The 15,375-nt window shown below is 61.9% G+C and carries 16 protein-coding genes; 9 read left to right on the top strand and 7 right to left on the bottom strand.

All coding sequences use genetic code 11. The features are described 5' to 3' along the window. Positions 1–212 (bottom strand): GatB/YqeY domain-containing protein (locus ABY403_RS05420; protein WP_372839661.1); only part of this gene is annotated, 212 nt, incomplete at its 3' end. 165 nt (positions 213–377) lie between these two features. Between ABY403_RS05420 and carA the strand changes: the two genes are divergently transcribed. Next, positions 378–1,544 carry a glutamine-hydrolyzing carbamoyl-phosphate synthase small subunit gene (carA, locus tag ABY403_RS05415; protein WP_372839659.1) on the top strand — a complete coding sequence of 389 codons (1,167 nt, stop codon included), beginning with the start codon at positions 378–380 and terminating at the stop codon, positions 1,542–1,544. Between the two features lie 95 nt (positions 1,545–1,639). Next, positions 1,640–3,598, top strand: a complete 1,959-nt coding sequence (locus ABY403_RS05410) for a glycosyltransferase (protein WP_372839658.1) — start codon at positions 1,640–1,642, stop codon at positions 3,596–3,598. Positions 3,599–3,618: 20 nt separating this feature from the next. On the opposite strand, the gene ABY403_RS05405 is transcribed toward ABY403_RS05410, so the two are convergent. After that, on the bottom strand, positions 3,619–4,257 hold the full coding sequence (locus ABY403_RS05405; protein WP_372839664.1) for a GntR family transcriptional regulator: 639 nt from the start codon (positions 4,255–4,257) through the stop codon (positions 3,619–3,621). 108 nt (positions 4,258–4,365) lie between these two features. Here ABY403_RS05405 and ABY403_RS05400 point away from each other — a divergent pair, with 108 nt between their 5' ends. Beyond that, a complete protein-coding gene (locus ABY403_RS05400; protein ID WP_372839656.1) occupies positions 4,366–5,013 on the top strand; it encodes a pyrimidine 5'-nucleotidase in 648 nt (215 codons plus the stop codon). A gap of 49 nt (positions 5,014–5,062) precedes the next feature. Next, complete coding sequence (locus ABY403_RS05395; protein WP_372839654.1) at positions 5,063–6,253, top strand: UbiH/UbiF family hydroxylase; 1,191 nt, start codon at positions 5,063–5,065, stop codon at positions 6,251–6,253. A gap of 85 nt (positions 6,254–6,338) precedes the next feature. Here ABY403_RS05395 and ilvC read toward each other — a convergent pair whose 3' ends face one another. After that, positions 6,339–7,361, bottom strand: coding sequence for a ketol-acid reductoisomerase (ilvC, locus tag ABY403_RS05390; RefSeq protein ID WP_372839653.1), 1,023 nt, complete (start codon positions 7,359–7,361; stop codon positions 6,339–6,341). Between the two features lie 128 nt (positions 7,362–7,489). On the opposite strand from ilvC, the gene ABY403_RS05385 reads away from it, so the two are divergent. Next, positions 7,490–7,948, top strand: a complete 459-nt coding sequence (locus ABY403_RS05385) for an Lrp/AsnC family transcriptional regulator (protein WP_372839651.1) — start codon at positions 7,490–7,492, stop codon at positions 7,946–7,948. Beyond that, entirely contained in the window at positions 7,945–8,403 is a 459-nt protein-coding gene (locus ABY403_RS05380) for an Lrp/AsnC family transcriptional regulator (protein ID WP_372839649.1), read from the top strand. The genes ABY403_RS05385 and ABY403_RS05380 overlap by 4 nt, the downstream gene beginning before the upstream one ends. On the opposite strand, the gene ABY403_RS05375 is transcribed toward ABY403_RS05380, so the two are convergent. Beyond that, positions 8,400–8,669, bottom strand: a complete 270-nt coding sequence (locus ABY403_RS05375) for a DUF1467 family protein (RefSeq protein ID WP_372839648.1) — start codon at positions 8,667–8,669, stop codon at positions 8,400–8,402. The two genes, ABY403_RS05380 and ABY403_RS05375, sit on opposite strands and share 4 nt — an antisense overlap. Further along, positions 8,669–9,073 (bottom strand): methylmalonyl-CoA epimerase, encoded by a 405-nt coding sequence (gene mce, locus ABY403_RS05370; RefSeq protein WP_372839646.1) that lies wholly within the window; start codon positions 9,071–9,073, stop codon positions 8,669–8,671. The genes ABY403_RS05375 and mce overlap by 1 nt, the downstream gene beginning before the upstream one ends. 117 nt (positions 9,074–9,190) lie before the next feature. Here mce and ABY403_RS05365 point away from each other — a divergent pair, with 117 nt between their 5' ends. Beyond that, positions 9,191–9,910 carry a two-component system response regulator gene (locus ABY403_RS05365; RefSeq protein WP_372839644.1) on the top strand — a complete coding sequence of 240 codons (720 nt, stop codon included), beginning with the start codon at positions 9,191–9,193 and terminating at the stop codon, positions 9,908–9,910. A gap of 21 nt (positions 9,911–9,931) precedes the next feature. On the opposite strand, the gene ABY403_RS05360 is transcribed toward ABY403_RS05365, so the two are convergent. Continuing rightward, entirely contained in the window at positions 9,932–10,648 is a 717-nt protein-coding gene (locus ABY403_RS05360; protein ID WP_372839662.1) for a GNAT family N-acetyltransferase, read from the bottom strand. Between the two features lie 140 nt (positions 10,649–10,788). Between ABY403_RS05360 and ABY403_RS05355 the strand changes: the two genes are divergently transcribed. Then, positions 10,789–10,923: a hypothetical protein gene (locus tag ABY403_RS05355; RefSeq protein WP_372839643.1), complete on the top strand. Its 135-nt coding sequence runs from the start codon at positions 10,789–10,791 to the stop codon at positions 10,921–10,923. Positions 10,924–10,949: 26 nt separating this feature from the next. On the opposite strand, the gene aspS is transcribed toward ABY403_RS05355, so the two are convergent. Then, positions 10,950–12,731 carry an aspartate--tRNA ligase gene (gene aspS, locus ABY403_RS05350; protein ID WP_372839641.1) on the bottom strand — a complete coding sequence of 594 codons (1,782 nt, stop codon included), beginning with the start codon at positions 12,729–12,731 and terminating at the stop codon, positions 10,950–10,952. 185 nt (positions 12,732–12,916) lie between these two features. Here aspS and carB point away from each other — a divergent pair. Further along, positions 12,917–15,375, top strand: a 2,459-nt coding sequence (gene carB / locus ABY403_RS05345) for a carbamoyl-phosphate synthase large subunit (RefSeq protein WP_372839640.1), incomplete at its 3' end; no start/stop codon positions are given.

Below are 15,375 nucleotides of genomic sequence, written 5' to 3'. Positions count from 1 at the left end.
GCGCGCATGCTTTCGTTTCGCTGCTTGATCATTCGCGCCATGATGCCAAGAATCTCGGCATCGCCCACGGTGCCGCCGTCGGGTTCGCCGCGCGCTGCAATCTCGCGGTCCTTGATGGCGGCGTTGATGAGGCGCAGCGTCGAAAGCCGTTCTGCCGATTTAGCACGCATCGCCGCTTTCAATGCTTCCGAGATCCGATCGCGCATGTCCATGATGTATCCCTACCGCCGCACAGAGCCCCACCATAGCGGATTGTGCTGACAGGCACAACCAAACTAACGTATTGAAATAGTTAACAAAGACATTCCTCGTCTGACCCTTGACCGCAACGCGGCCCGCCTTTAGGTTCACCCGAATCCTGCCGCGGAGAGTCGCCCATGCTCGCACGCCCTGTGCCTTCCGATAAACCGACCGCCTGTATCGCTCTTGCCGATGGATCGGTGTTCTTCGGGCGTGGCTTTGGTGCCACTGGCGTCACGGTCGCTGAACTGGTGTTCAACACCGCCATGACCGGCTATCAGGAAATCATGACAGACCCGTCTTACGCCGGGCAGATCGTCACCTTCACCTTTCCGCATATCGGCAATGTCGGCGTGACCGCCGAAGATGACGAGTCAGCACAGCCGGTTGCAGCAGGCATGGTGGTCAAATGGGATCCGAGCGAACCTTCCAACTGGCGCGCGACAAGTGACCTGATCGACTGGATGCAACGACAGGGCCGGATCGGCGTGGGTGGCATCGACACCCGGCGCCTTACGCGCGCGATCAGGCAGCAGGGTGCGCCGCACGCAGCGCTGGCGCATGACCCCGACGGAAAGTTTGATGTGGAGGCGCTTGTCGCCAAGGCCCGCAAATGGACCGGGCTTGTCGGCCTCGACCTCGCCAAGGATGTAACCTGCGCACAAAGCTACCGCTGGGATGAAATGCGTTGGGCCTGGCCCGACGGTTATACCCGCCGCGAAGGGCCGGGGCTGCGGGTGGTTGCCATCGACTACGGTGCAAAGCGCAACATCCTGCGTTGCCTTGCCTCTAGCGGCTGCGAAGTGACCGTGCTGCCCGCCAGCGCCACCGCCGAAGACGTTTTGGCGCTTAACCCTGAAGGCGTGTTTCTTTCAAACGGCCCGGGCGACCCGGCGGCGACGGGCGTCTACGCGGTGCCGATGATTCAGGGCATATTGGCGGCCGATCTGCCGTTGTTCGGCATCTGCCTTGGCCATCAGATGCTGGCGTTGGCGCTGGGTGCCAAGACCATCAAGATGAACCACGGCCATCACGGTGCAAACCACCCGGTGAAGGATATCGAGACCGGCAAGGTCGAGATCACCTCGATGAACCACGGGTTTGCGGTTGATAGCCAGACCTTGCCCGAAGGCGTTATGGAAACCCATGTAAGCCTGTTCGACGGCTCGAACTGCGGTATCCGCATGGCTGACCGCCCGGTATTCTCGGTGCAATACCACCCTGAAGCCAGTCCGGGCCCGCAGGACAGCGTTTATCTGTTCGAGCGTTTCACCGAAGCGATGCGGTTGCGCCGCGCGGTGTGAACCCAGATCGCGGCGCAGGATTGGCTGTCGTGGTTAACCGATCATTAACCTAGTGTCGATTGAGTGGCAGGGTCGCTTGCAAACCCGGCTTCCCGATGCCCACACTCGCCCCTGCACCTCTGCCGCGCCCCGTGTTGATACCGCGGCAACTCGCACCGGTGCCGCGCGAAAAACACGGCATACCCGGGCCCGCCGCCAACTTGGCCAAGCGGCGACCATTGGGCCAGATTCTGCTAGAGATGCAGGCCATTGCGCCGGGAAACCTGCTTAAGGCGCTGGCCCTGCGACAGCGGCAAGACGTTCGGCTGGGCGATATATTGCTGGCCCATGGCTGGGTCAAAGAGGCAGATCTGATGGCCGCGCTTGCAGCGCAATGGCACGCTACGGTAATCGACCCGCGCCGCGATTTGCCCGATCCACGCCTGATCGACCGAATCGGTGCTGAAGCCTGCCTCAGAGCGGGCATGTTGCCTTGGCGGCGGGTTGCTGGCTGCACGATCATTGCGACCTCGCGCCCCGAAGATTTCTCACGCCTGCGCGATAGCCTGCCCGAGGTGCTGGAGCCCTATGCAATGGTCATCGCTTCGGAAACATCCATTCATGCAGCGATCTTGGCACGGCGGCAGACCGCGATGATCCGCCGGGCAGAGGCGTTGGTGGCACCTGCCGAAAGCTGCCGCACGATCAATGGGCCGCGCATCCGGCAGTGTGCATGGGTCATGCTAGTGGCGGCGGTTTCGGCACTGTGGCTGGTGCCGACGGCAAGCTTTGCGGTGCTGACCTTCTGCGCTGTGCTGACACTGGCGCTGGGTTCGGCATTGAAACTGGCGGCGTTTGGCGCCGAGTTGATTGGCGGCGCGCGCGCGCGCAGATGCGCGCTGCTCGCGCCCCCTGCCATTGCGCGGTTGCCGGCGGTTTCTTTGATGGTGCCGTTATTCAAGGAAACCAACATCTCGGGGCGGCTTCTGCGGCGACTGGCGCGACTAAGCTATCCGCGCGAATTGCTGGACGTGCTGCTGGTTGTCGAAGAGGTGGACACCGAAACCCGCGCAGTGCTGGCCTCCACCCGGTTGCCGCACTGGGCACGGGTGATCGTGGTGCCTGACGGACCGATCCGCACTAAACCGCGCGCACTCAATTTCGCACTCAATTTTTGCAAGGGCAGCATCGTTGGGGTCTATGACGCCGAAGATGCGCCCGACGCTGACCAGATACACGTCGTTGTTCGCCGCTTTCACGAGCGAGGCCCCGAAGTGGCCTGCCTGCAAGGCATACTTGACTACTACAACCCGCGCACCAACTGGCTGGCGCGCTGCTTCACCGCCGAATATGCGGCATGGTTTCGCGCTATGTTGCCGGGCCTTGCGCGGCTGGGGCTGGTGGTGCCGCTGGGTGGCACGACGCTATTCTTCCGCCGCGCCGCGATTGAGGCACTGGGGGGGTGGGATGCGTATAACGTCACCGAAGACGCCGATCTTGGCATCCGCCTTGCCCGCCATGGCTATCGTACCGAACTGATCCCCTCTGTCACGCATGAAGAAGCGAACTGCCGCGCATTGCCTTGGGTGCGGCAACGCTCTCGTTGGCTTAAGGGTTATGCGATGACCTGGGGCGTACACATGCGCGACCCGGTGCTGCTTTGGCGCCAGCTTGGCTCGTGGCGATTCTTTGGGTTTCAGGTGCTGTTTCTTGGCACCTTGGCACAGTTTCTATTGGCACCTGTGCTTTGGCTTTTGGGGGTGCTGGCGCTTGGGTTTGGCCACCCTTTGCGCGGGCTGGTGGGCGATGGCGGCATTACCGCGATGACGACACTGTTCCTGAGTGCAGAGGCGATCACGCTTGGCATCGCCGCTTGGGCAGTTCGGGGGGGCGCGCATCGCCACCTCTGGCCTTGGCTACCGCTGCTGAACCTCTATTTCCCGCTGGGTGCGCTGGCTGCGTGGAAAGCGATTTACGAGGTCGTGGCGCGGCCCTTCTATTGGGATAAGACCACACACGGGCTATACGATCAGCCCCAAGCGGTATTGGAAAACCCGCTTGTCGCGCAAGGTTGAACCCAGAAAGACCGCCGCATCTAGCCGCGCAGCCGACCAATGCCTGCGGCGTCAAGCTTCAGCCGTGTTTCAAAGGCTTTGGAGATATGCGCGCGCAAGGCGGCCTGCGCGGCATCACTATCGCCTGCCGCAATTGCATCGACGATCGCCTGATGCTCAGCCAGCGCCGTTTCGCCGCGCCCCTCGGCTGCCAGCGATGTCGTGGCCAGTAGCGCCATCGAGCGGTGCACAAGATCCAATTGCGCGACCAGATAGCGGTTGTGCGAGGCAAGATGGATCTGGCGGTGAAAGCGCTTGTTGGCGCGCGCCAGCGCCAGTGGATCGCCCAGACAAGCACGGTCTTCAGCCACCATATCGCTGAGCACCTGCACTTCTTCTGGCGAGGCGTGGCGTGCTGCAAGACGCGCCGCAAGCCCCTCAAGCTCGGCTCGCACCACATAAAGCTCTGCCAGTTGGTTATGGTCGAGCGATGCGACGATCAGGCTGCGCCCGTCGCGCGCCAGCATCGACTGCGTTTCCAGCCGCTGCAACGCCTCGCGCACCGGCGTGCGCGATACGCCAAGCCGTTCGGCCAATTCGCTTTCAACCAACCGATCGCCCGGCCGATAGACCCCAGCGTCAATCGCCTCAAGGATCAAGGTATAGGCGTCTTTCTGCATCACGCGTGTCCCGTCTTATTGGCGCAGGAGCCTATGCCGGGCGGCGGTCTGCTGACAAGCCGAATGCGGCGCTTGCGGGCATGGGTTGGCCCCGCTAGGGTTCGCGCCATGCCAGCATCTGATTTCGCACATGTCACCGATTGGGTCTTTGACCTCGACAATACCCTTTACCCGCCCTCGGCGCGCCTGTTCGAACAGATCGAAGTGCGCATGACCGATTTTGTCATGGCGTCATTGGGCGTCGAGCGGCCCGAGGCGGACCGTCTGCGCAAGCATTACTGGCTCACCTATGGCACCACGCTGGCGGGTCTGATGCGCGAGCATGGCGTGGACCCCGGCCCCTATCTGACCGAAGTGCACGAAATCTCCTTTGCCGCACTGACCCCCGATCCTGCGCTGCGCGCGGGTATTGAGGCACTTCCGGGCAGGCGGTTCGTATTTACCAACGGCTCGTCCCCCTATGCCGAAAAGGTGTTGGAGGCGCGCGGGCTCAGCGGGCTTTTCGCTGGTGTCTACGGCGTTGAACACGCCGACTTTCACCCCAAACCCGATGCTGCCGCATACCGCCAAGTGTTTGCCCTGGCTGATCTTTCACCTGCGCATGCCGCGATGTTCGAGGATGATCCACGCAATCTGGTGGTGCCGTATAGTCTGGGCATGCGCTGTGTGCACGTGGCCGAAACGCCTGTGCCCCTGCCCCATATCCACCACCACACCGCCGACCTTGCCGGCTTTCTGACCGCCCTCGCCCGCTGAGGCTTGGCCGCGCCACGCGCCGCGCCTATGTATGCGCGAAGGGGGAACCATGACGGAACAGTTCGACATTGTGATTTCGGGCGGTGGCATCGCCGGGCTGGTCGCGTCAGCCGCCTTTGGCGATGCGGGTTTTTCGGTCGCCTGCATCGACCCGGAGCCGCCGATCACCGCCGAAGCCGCGTTGGGCGCTGACACGCGCACAACCGCGCTGATGCAGCCTTCGGTCGCGCTTTTGCGCGAGATCGGGCTTTGGCCGCGGCTTGCGCCCTATGCCGCGCCCCTGCAGGTGATGCGGATCATCGAGGCAGAAGGTGCGGAAGCGCGCCTTACGCGCGATTTCGACGCCGCCGACATTTCGGCAGAGCCCTTTGGCTGGAACTTGCCGAACTGGCTGATCCGGCGTGAACTGGTGGCGCATCTGGCGGGTATGGGCAGGGTCAGCTTTCGTCCCGGGCTTGCAACGCAACGGGTCTTTACCCGCGAAGGTGCGGCCGAAGTAGTGCTTTCAGACAATTCGCGGCTTTCGGCGCGGCTGCTGGCAGCCGCCGATGGGCGCGCCAGCCCCGTGCGGCAGGCGTTGGGCATCGGTCTGCGGCAGTTTCGCTATGGCCAGAAGGCGCTTGCGTTCACGGTTACACATCCCGTGCCGCATGAGAATGTCTCGACCGAGATTCACCGTTCTGGCGGCCCGTTCACCTTGGTGCCGCTGCCTGACCGCGGCGGGGTGCCCGCCTCTGCCATCGTCTGGATGGACCGCGGGCCCGAGGCTGAGCGGCTTGCGGCGCTGCCTGTTGCGGAGTTCGAGGCGGCGTTGGCGGATCGTTCTTGCGGCATATTGGGGCCGCTGACACTGACCTCGAAGCGCGCGCTGTGGCCGATGAGCGCGCAAATCGCGCGGCGGTTCGTGGCCGAGCGGGTGGCGCTGATCGCCGAGGCGGCGCATGTGGTGCCGCCGATCGGCGCGCAGGGGCTGAACATGAGCCTTGCCGACATCGCCTGCCTTACAAATCTCGCGCGACAGGATCCGGCGGGGCTGGGTGGTGCTGCGATGCTAGCCGCCTATCAGCGCCGCCGTTGGCCAGAAGTGGCGGCAAGGGTGGCGGCGATTGACACGCTTAACCGTGCCTCGATGGTGGGCGGGCGGCCGTTGCGCGACCTCAGGGCAGGCGCGCTGGCGGCAATGCACGCGCTAACGCCGCTGCGACGCGGGGTGATGCGCGCGGGGCTTGGTGCACGCTGAGGCACGGGCTTTGGCCCCTGATGGCATTTCACAACAAAAAGGGGTGCCCGTGAAGGCACCCCTCTTGTTTTCGATCTGATTTCGATCAGTTACGGTCGCGATCGACCATTTTGCCCTTGGCGATCCAAGGCATCATGGCGCGCAGTTTTTCACCGACCTTTTCGATCTGGTGTTCGTCGTTGCGCCGACGCGTTGCCTTGAAGAAGGGCTGGCCAACCGCGTTTTCCTGCATGAACTCGCTAACGAACTTGCCGGTCTGGATATCGGTCAGCACTTCCTTCATGCGAGCCTTGGTTTCAGCATAGGGCAGGATGCGCGGGCCCGAGACGTATTCGCCGTATTCGGCGGTGTTCGAGATCGAGTAGTTCATGTTGGCGATGCCGCCTTCGTAGATCAGGTCTACGATCAGCTTCACTTCGTGCAGACATTCGAAATAGGCCATTTCCGGCTCGTATCCGGCCTCGACCAGGGTTTCAAAGCCCATGCGGATCAGTTCAACCAGACCGCCGCACAGCACCGCCTGCTCGCCGAACAGGTCGGTTTCGCATTCCTGACGGAAGTTGGTCTCGATGATGCCCGAGCGGCCGCCACCGATACCCGCGCAATAGGAAAGGCCAAGCTCCATCGCCTTGCCGGTCGCATCCTGATGCACGGCAACAAGGCAGGGCACACCGCCGCCCTTCACAAACTCGCCGCGCACGGTGTGGCCGGGGCCCTTGGGTGCCATCATGATGACGTCAACGCCGGGCTTCGGCTCGATCAGGCCGAAATGCACGTTCAGGCCGTGGGCAAAGGCGATCGCGGCACCTTCGCGCAGGTTGTCGTGGACGTATTTCTTGTAGGTCGCGGCCTGCAACTCGTCAGGCATGGTGAACATGATCAGGTCGCACCAAGCGGCGGCCTCGGCGATTCCCATGACTTTCAGGCCTTCGGCGGTTGCTTTCTTGGCCGAGGCCGAACCTTCGCGTAGCGCCACGACAACATTTTTCGCACCCGAATCGCGTAGGTTCAGCGCATGGGCGTGGCCTTGGCTTCCGTAGCCAAGGATAGCTACCTTTTTGTCCTTGATCAGATTGATGTCGCAGTCACGGTCATAATACACGCGCATAGAAGCCTCCTAGGCAAAGTTGATGGGGCAAACATACGCCGCGAGGGCAGAGTATCAGCGCATATTTTGACTTTTTCGGCTCTTTCTGGCAGTTGTCATTCGCCTAGTACGCTTTTTCTGGATTTTTCATGCAGATTGATGATACCGACCGTCGGATCCTGCGCCAGCTACTGGCCGACCCAGAGGCACCAACGGCCGAACTGGCAGAGCGCGCGGGCGTAACGACCGCAACCTGCTGGCGGCGGTTGGAAAAGCTGCGGGCGGGTGGCGTGCTGAAGGGCGAGCAGGCGGTGATCGACTGGCGCAAACTGGGCTGGGAGGTCGAGGTCAGCCTGCGCTTTACCTTGGACAAAACCAACCCAAGAGCATTTGACGAGTTCTTGGCCGCCGCACGCGAGGTGCCAGAAGTTTTGGAGATTCAAACATTTCTGGGGCAGACCGACGTTCGACTAAATATCATCGCGCGCGATATGTTGCACTATCATGACATTTACCGCAGCCGCATCCTGACCTTGCCACATATCGCAGATACGGCGGCCCTCATGTTGATTTCGACGATCAAGGACCATTCCGGGGTGCCGCTGTGATCGACCTCGACGATACCGATCGCGCGATTCTGCGCGCGCTCGCCGAAGATGCGGCGCAAGGCGCTGGCGCAATCGGGCGCGGATTGGGGCTAAGCCAACCCGCCGCCTGGCGGCGAATCAGACGGCTGGAAGAGGCGGGCGTGTTACGCGGACGCCGCTTGGTGCTTGACACGGCAGCGCTCGGCTTTGGCGTGACCGTGTTCCTCGGTATCAAGCTGGCCGCCAAGGGGCGCGTTTCATTGGAAGATTTCGAGCGGGCCGCGACGGCCATTCCCGAAGTGCAGACCGTGCAGCATGTGCTTGGGCTGTTCGATTACCGCCTGCGCATCATCGCCCGAGACATCGCTGATTTTGAGCGGGTGCTGCGGCGACGCATCATGACGCTGCCGGGCATCGGACAAATTGAGGCCAATGTGCTTTTGTCGGAAGAGCGGCGTCCGGGGCCATTGGGTTAGCGGTCGAGTTGGCCGAACCAATCGATGTCGCTCAACGTCACCCAACCCGACAGGATCACGCCAGCGATTGCGGCCCATAGCAGCGTGGCGATCAGCGTTGTCAGCTTTGCCTTGCGCCCGACACTGCTATGGGAAGGCGCCGATTCAGGGGTGCCCGGCACCACTTCACCAGATTCGCCCTGCGTCTTGAGGCGCAGCGGCAGCACCACGAAAAACACCAGAAACCAAACCATGGCATAAAGAACGACAGCAGCGGTGGCGTTCATCAGACCTGCTCCAATTCTACGAGGCAGCCGTTGAAGTCTTTGGGATGCAAGAACAAAACAGGCTTTCCATGTGCGCCGATCTTGGGCTCGCCCGAGCCGAGAACGCGTGCGCCTGCGGCCTTTAGCCGATCGCGCGCGGCAAGGATATCATCGACTTCGTAGCAGATGTGGTGGATGCCACCCGCTGGGTTCTTTTCCAGAAACCCTGCAATCGGCGAGGCTTCGCCCAAGGGGTAAAGCAGTTCGATCTTGGTGTTGGGAAGTTCGATGAACACCACGGTCACGCCGTGCGCGGGCTCGTCTTGCGGCATACCCACATGGGCGCCGAGCGTGTCGCGATATTGCGCCACGGCGGCAGCGAGATCAGGCACCGCGATTGCCACATGGTTCAGCCTGCCGATCATCCCGTCCCCCCCCTTGAGCACCCTTCTATTAGCCCGCGCGGGGCGGCTGGGCAACGTTTACCCTTGGTTAGCCACTCATGCGCTTTGATCGACAGAAGTGATTCCCGGAGGTCGCAGATGGTTGACGAGCTTTCCGCTTTTCTGGCTGGCCGCGCAGCTTGCACTGAACGCCCGCTGTCGGGGCTAACGGTGCTGGTGGTCGAGGATAGCCGCTTTGCCAGCGAGGCGATGCGGCTTTTGTGCCTGCGCTCTGGCGCGCGGATCCGGCGCGCCGATTGCTTGCGTTCGGCCCATCGCCATTTGCAAACCTATCGCCCCATGGTCGTCATCGTCGATCTCGGCCTTCCTGACGGGTCGGGAGCAAAGTTGATTGCTGATCTGGTGGCAGAGCCAGCGCGCAGGACCGTGGTGCTTGGCACATCGGGCGATGCGGCGGCAGAGGCAGAGGCGCGTGCCGCCGGGGCGGACGGTTTTCTTGCCAAGCCGGTTGAAAGCCTTGCGGCGTTTCAGCAGCTGATCCTTGCGGCGCTGCCGCCCGGGTTGCGGCCTGTGGGCCTGCACACGCTCACCGATACGATCATATCACCCGACCCGCTGGCGCTGCGCGATGATCTTGCCCGTGCCGCGGCCATGCTGGCAGATGCGCCCGATGCCGATGCGATCGCCTATATCACGCATTTTCTGGGCGGCATTGCGCGAAGCGCGCATGATCCCGCGCTCGAGTCGGCGGCGGTGGCACTGGCGCAGGCTGGCCAAAAAGGCATACCGACAAGGGCGCGCATTGCCGACGTGGCAGGGGTGCTGCGCGCGCGCCTTACCGCATCCGCGGCGATTTGATCTATGCGCAGTATCGCTGCCTCAGCTAAGCGCCGGATCGTGGCACACAAGAACTGGCCGGGTCAGCGTGCTGAGGCGCTGCTTCTGCTCACCCTCGGCAGTGAAGTTTTCGGGCGAAAGCCAGCTGTCATAAGCGGCGCGCAGCGCGGGCCATTCGGCATCAATCGCCGCAAACCAAGCGGTGTCGCGGTTGCGCCCTTTGTAGATCGTGGCTTGCCTGAACACACCCTCATAGCTCAGCCCTAGCCGTGCGGCCGCGCGGCGCGATGCAAGGTTCAGCGAATCGCACTTCCATTCAAACCGCCGATAGCCCGCCGCAAAGGCCCAATTTATGGCCAGCGTCATCGCTTCGGTGGCAGCCCGGCGGCGTTGCAGGCGGGACGAAAAATTGATGTGCCCCAATTCGATGCTGCCCCCCTCTGGCGTGATGCGCAGAAACGAAAGCATGCCCCCTATCAGCCCGGATTCGAGATCGCGGACCGCAAAGAACATAGGGTCAGCACTTGCCACCTTGTCACTTAGCCAGCTTTTGAACTCGGCTTCGTTCGTAAAAGGACCGTAGGGCAGATAGTCCCAAACCGAGGCATCTTCGCTATAGGCCGCGAAAAGCTGCTGCGCGTGGCCCGCGGGGTCGAGCGGTTCCAGCCCCGCGTAGTGGCCCGAAAGCGGCGCGCGCGCTGGCCGCGCTGGCACTTTCCAATCTGGCAAGGCTGCCCCGAAATTCTTTTCCGCCACTATCGACCTCCACACGATTTGCGAAAATCTAGCGCGGCGTATTGGCCTGCGCAAATGCCCCGCAATGGGCGCGCCGGTTTCGCAATGCTGCCGCATTTGGAACCAATTCTGGCAGCGTCGGAACTCTACGAAGGAAGAAACTCATGTCCAAGAACCTTCGCCGCATCATTGAAAATGAGCGTCTGACCCGCGCCACGCACTGGACCGTGTTCAGCCTCGGCGCGCTGACGCTGACGTTTTCGGTACTGGCCACCGCAGTCAAAGCCTTCGGCGGCTAAGCCCCAGCCCCACCGGGGCTTGGCGCTTAGTCCTTTGGCAAGGTGCGTAGGCGCAATTCGCGGAGCTGTTCGTTCGTAGGCTCCGAGGGCGCGCCCATCATCAGATCTTCCGCGCGTTGGTTCATCGGGAACATGATGACCTCGCGGATGTTCATCTCGTCCGCCAGCAGCATCACGATGCGGTCAATACCGGCAGCGCAACCACCGTGCGGCGGCGCGCCGTAGTGGAACGCCTTGACCATGCCGCCAAAACGCTTTTCCACCTCAGAGGCGGGGTAGCCCGCAATCTCGAACGCCTTGAACATGATCTCGGGCTTGTGGTTACGGATCGCGCCGGAAACCAACTCATAGCCATTGCAAGCCAAGTCGTATTGGTAGCCACGCACATCCAACGGGTCGCCCGATAGCGCCTCCAGCCCGCCTTGCGGCATTGAAAACGGGTTGTGCTCGAAGTCGTATTTGCCGGTTTCCGGGTCTTGCTGATAAAGCGGGAAATCGACGATCCACGCAAAACGGAAGCTGTTTTCGTCCGTCAGGCCCAGTTCACGCCCGATCTCGGTGCGTGCCTTGCCCGCAACCGTTTGGAAAACCGACGGCTTTCCCCCAAGGAAAAAGGCAGCATCGCCCTCGCCCAAGGCAAGCTGGGCCCGGATCGCCTCGGTCCGCTCGGGGCCAAGCGCCTTGGCAATGGGGCCTGCGGCCTCGGTGCCGGACCCATCCTCGGCCTTGCGCCAGAATATATAGCCCATGCCCGGCAAACCCTGGCTTTGGGCAAATGCGTTCATGCGGTCGCAGAACTTGCGGCTACCACCCTTAGGTGCCGGGATCGCGCGCACTTCGGTGCCAGCGTTTTCCAGCAGTTTTGCAAAAATGCCAAAGCCCGAGTCGCGGAAATGCGCGCTGACATCCTGCATCTTGATCGGGTTGCGCAGGTCGGGCTTGTCGGTGCCATACCAGAGCGCCGCATCCTTGTAAGAGATTTGCGGCCAATCTTCGTGGACTTTTCGCCCGCCGCCGAACTCTTCAAAAATGCCCTGAATGACCGGTTGCACGGCCGCAAACACATCTTCTTGCGTCACGAAGCTCATTTCGAGGTCAAGCTGGTAAAAGTCGGTCGGGCTGCGGTCGGCGCGCGGGTCTTCGTCGCGGAAACACGGCGCAATCTGGAAGTAGCGATCAAAGCCAGCCACCATGATCAGCTGCTTGAATTGCTGTGGCGCTTGCGGCAAGGCGTAGAACTTGCCGGGGTGCAGCCGCGAGGGCACAAGAAAATCGCGCGCGCCTTCCGGGCTTGATGCCGTGATGATCGGCGTCTGATATTCGGTAAAGCCCTGCGCCCACATGCGGTTACGCAAAGACCGCACGACATTTGAACGCAGCAGCATACGGTTGTGCAGCCCCTCCCGCCGCAGGTCGAGAAAGCGATAGGTCAGCCGGGTTTCCTCGGGGTATTCCTGATCGCCGAACACTTGCAGCGGCAGTTCATCGGCCGCACCCAGCACCTCGATTTCGCGCACATACACTTCGATTTCGCCGGTCGGGATCTTGGCGTTCACCAACGACGCGTCGCGCAGCTTCACGCTGCCATCGATGCGGATCACCCATTCCGCGCGCGCGGCCTCAAGCGCCTTGAACGCGCCCGAGTCGCCATCACAGATCAGTTGCGTGATGCCGTAATGGTCGCGCAGGTCGATGAACAGCACACCGCCGTGATCGCGCACCCGGTGCACCCAGCCCGAAAGCCGCACATCCTGCCCGGCGTGCGTTGCATTCAGATCGCCACAGGTGTGGCTGCGATAGGCGTGCATGGGCGTCCCCTTTCAGAGGCGGTGGTTTCGCGCCGATACACCGCGCCGGCGCGGCGAAGTCAAGCATTGGCGCGGTAATTGGCGTTTGATTCCGTCAGTCCGCGGCGGGATGTGGCCTTCGGGCCTTGCACCCATGCCGCACATGTCTATAACGCGGTCAATTTGCGCTGCCGAAGAGGACTATCATGCCGAAGAGAACCGATATCAGATCCATTCTCATCATCGGCGCGGGGCCCATCGTTATCGGGCAGGCCTGCGAGTTCGACTATTCCGGCGCTCAGGCCTGCAAGGCGCTGCGCGAAGAGGGATACCGGGTCATTCTGGTGAACTCGAACCCCGCCACGATCATGACAGATCCGGAAATGGCCGATGCCACTTACATCGAGCCGATCACCCCCGAAGTGGTGGCCCGGATCATCGAAAAGGAACGCCCCGATGCGCTGCTGCCAACGATGGGCGGGCAGACCGGCCTGAATACCTCGCTGGCACTGGCCGATATGGGCGTGCTAGAGAAATATGGCGTCGAATTGATCGGTGCAAACCGGCAAGCCATTGAAATGGCAGAAGATCGCAAGCTGTTTCGTGAAGCGATGCAGCGGATTGGTCTGGAAAACCCACGCGCGACCATCGTCGCTGCGCCGAAATTGCCGAGTGGGAAATACGATATCAACGCCGGCGTTGCCGAAGCCCTTGCGGCGATCGACTTTGTCGGCCTGCCCGCGATCATCCGCCCCGCCTTTACCCTTGGTGGCACCGGTGGCGGCGTGGCCTACAACCGCGATGATTACGAGCGTATTTGCCGCTCGGGGCTCGACGCTTCGCCCGCCGCGCAGATTCTGATCGATGAATCGCTTCTGGGCTGGAAAGAGTTCGAGATGGAGGTGGTGCGCGACAAGGCCGACAACGCCATCATCATCTGCGCCATCGAAAACGTTGATCCGATGGGTGTGCATACCGGCGACAGCATCACCGTTGCCCCGGCGCTGACCCTGACCGACAAGGAATACCAGATCATGCGCAACGGCTCGATTGCCGTGCTGCGCGAGATTGGGGTCGAAACAGGCGGCTCGAACGTTCAATGGGCAATCAACCCGGTGGACGGACGCATGGTGGTGATCGAGATGAACCCGCGGGTGTCACGCTCCTCCGCGCTCGCATCAAAGGCGACGGGCTTCCCGATAGCCAAGGTCGCGGCGAAACTTGCCGTTGGCTACACGCTGGACGAGCTAGACAACGACATCACCAAGGTCACACCTGCCTCGTTCGAGCCGACCATCGACTATGTGGTGACCAAGATCCCGCGGTTTGCCTTTGAAAAGTTCCCCGGCTCCAAGGCCGAGCTGACCACCGCCATGAAATCGGTGGGCGAAGCCATGGCGATTGGGCGCAGTTTTCACGAGTCGGTGCAAAAGGCGCTCGCTTCGATGGAAACCGGGCTGACCGGCTTTGATGAAATCGAGATCGAAGGCGCACCCGAAAAATCGGCGGTGGTGCGGGCGATCGCGGCGCAAACGCCAGACCGGCTGCGGCTCATCGCGCAGGCCATGCGGCATGGTCTAACAAATGCAGAAATCCAACAAACCACGGCCTATGATCCGTGGTTTTTGGCCCGGATAAGAGAAATTATCGACCAAGAGGCCGAAATACGTGCCTCTGGCCTACCGCTTACCGCAGAAGGGCTGCGCAAGCTCAAGATGATGGGCTTTACCGACGCCCGTCTGGCCACATTGACGGGCCGCGACGAGGCGCAGGTGCGGCGCGCGCGGCGCAATCTTGGGGTGCAGGCAGTTTTCAAGCGCATCGACACCTGCGCCGCCGAGTTCGAGGCGCAGACCCCCTATATGTATTCGACCTATGAGGTGCCCGCGATGGGCGAGGTGGAATGCGAGGCGCGCCCCTCGGGGGCAAAGAAAGTGGTTATTCTTGGCGGCGGGCCAAACCGGATCGGCCAGGGCATCGAGTTCGACTATTGCTGCTGCCACGCCTGTTTTGCGCTGACCAAAACCGGCTACGAAACCATCATGATCAACTGCAACCCCGAGACCGTCTCGACCGACTATGACACCTCGGACCGCCTCTATTTCGAACCGTTGACCTTTGAACATGTTTTGGAAGTGCTGCGCGTCGAGCAGGAAAACGGCACCTTGCACGGCGTGATCGTGCAGTTTGGCGGCCAGACCCCGCTGAAACTTGCGCGCGCGCTCGAAGCTGAAGGCATCCCGATCCTTGGCACATCGCCCGATGCGATCGACCTTGCAGAAGATCGGCGCCGGTTCCAGAAGCTGTTGAACGACCTCGGGCTTCTTCAACCCACCAACGGGCTTGCCAGCACGCGCGACGAAGCCTTTGATATTGCGGGGCGCATTGGGTATCCGCTGGTGATCCGCCCATCCTATGTGCTGGGTGGCCGCGCCATGGAAATCGTGCGCGATGACGCGCAGCTAGAGCGCTATATCCGCGAGGCGGTGCGCGTTTCGGGCGACAGCCCCGTGCTGCTTGACAGCTATCTTTCCAACGCAATCGAGGTTGATGTCGATGCGCTTTGCGATGGCCATTCGGTGCATGTCGCGGGCATCATGCAACATATCGAAGAGGCTGGCGTGCACTCGGGCGACAGCGCCTGTTCGTTGCCGCCGCACACGCT

This window comes from Phaeovulum sp. (assembly GCF_041596715.1).
Taxonomy (GTDB): domain Bacteria; phylum Pseudomonadota; class Alphaproteobacteria; order Rhodobacterales; family Rhodobacteraceae; genus UBA6213.
This window is presented reverse-complemented; position numbering and strand designations above follow the sequence as displayed.

What these genes read in the sequence shown, in the direction of transcription:
- ABY403_RS05405 (WP_372839664.1), bottom strand. Translation starts at nt 4,257, where the DNA reads ATGCAGAAAGACGCCTATACCTTGATCCTTGAGGCGATTGACGCTGGG.
- ABY403_RS05375 (WP_372839648.1), bottom strand. Translation starts at nt 8,669, where the DNA reads ATGAACGCCACCGCTGCTGTCGTTCTTTATGCCATGGTTTGGTTTCTG.
- ABY403_RS05385 (WP_372839651.1), top strand. Translation starts at nt 7,490, where the DNA reads ATGCAGATTGATGATACCGACCGTCGGATCCTGCGCCAGCTACTGGCC.
- ilvC (WP_372839653.1), bottom strand. Translation starts at nt 7,361, where the DNA reads ATGCGCGTGTATTATGACCGTGACTGCGACATCAATCTGATCAAGGAC.
- ABY403_RS05395 (WP_372839654.1), top strand. Translation starts at nt 5,063, where the DNA reads ATGACGGAACAGTTCGACATTGTGATTTCGGGCGGTGGCATCGCCGGG.
- carA (WP_372839659.1), top strand. Translation starts at nt 378, where the DNA reads ATGCTCGCACGCCCTGTGCCTTCCGATAAACCGACCGCCTGTATCGCT.
- ABY403_RS05400 (WP_372839656.1), top strand. Translation starts at nt 4,366, where the DNA reads ATGCCAGCATCTGATTTCGCACATGTCACCGATTGGGTCTTTGACCTC.
- ABY403_RS05410 (WP_372839658.1), top strand. Translation starts at nt 1,640, where the DNA reads ATGCCCACACTCGCCCCTGCACCTCTGCCGCGCCCCGTGTTGATACCG.
- ABY403_RS05365 (WP_372839644.1), top strand. Translation starts at nt 9,191, where the DNA reads ATGGTTGACGAGCTTTCCGCTTTTCTGGCTGGCCGCGCAGCTTGCACT.
- mce (WP_372839646.1), bottom strand. Translation starts at nt 9,073, where the DNA reads ATGATCGGCAGGCTGAACCATGTGGCAATCGCGGTGCCTGATCTCGCT.
- aspS (WP_372839641.1), bottom strand. Translation starts at nt 12,731, where the DNA reads ATGCACGCCTATCGCAGCCACACCTGTGGCGATCTGAATGCAACGCAC.
- ABY403_RS05355 (WP_372839643.1), top strand. Translation starts at nt 10,789, where the DNA reads ATGTCCAAGAACCTTCGCCGCATCATTGAAAATGAGCGTCTGACCCGC.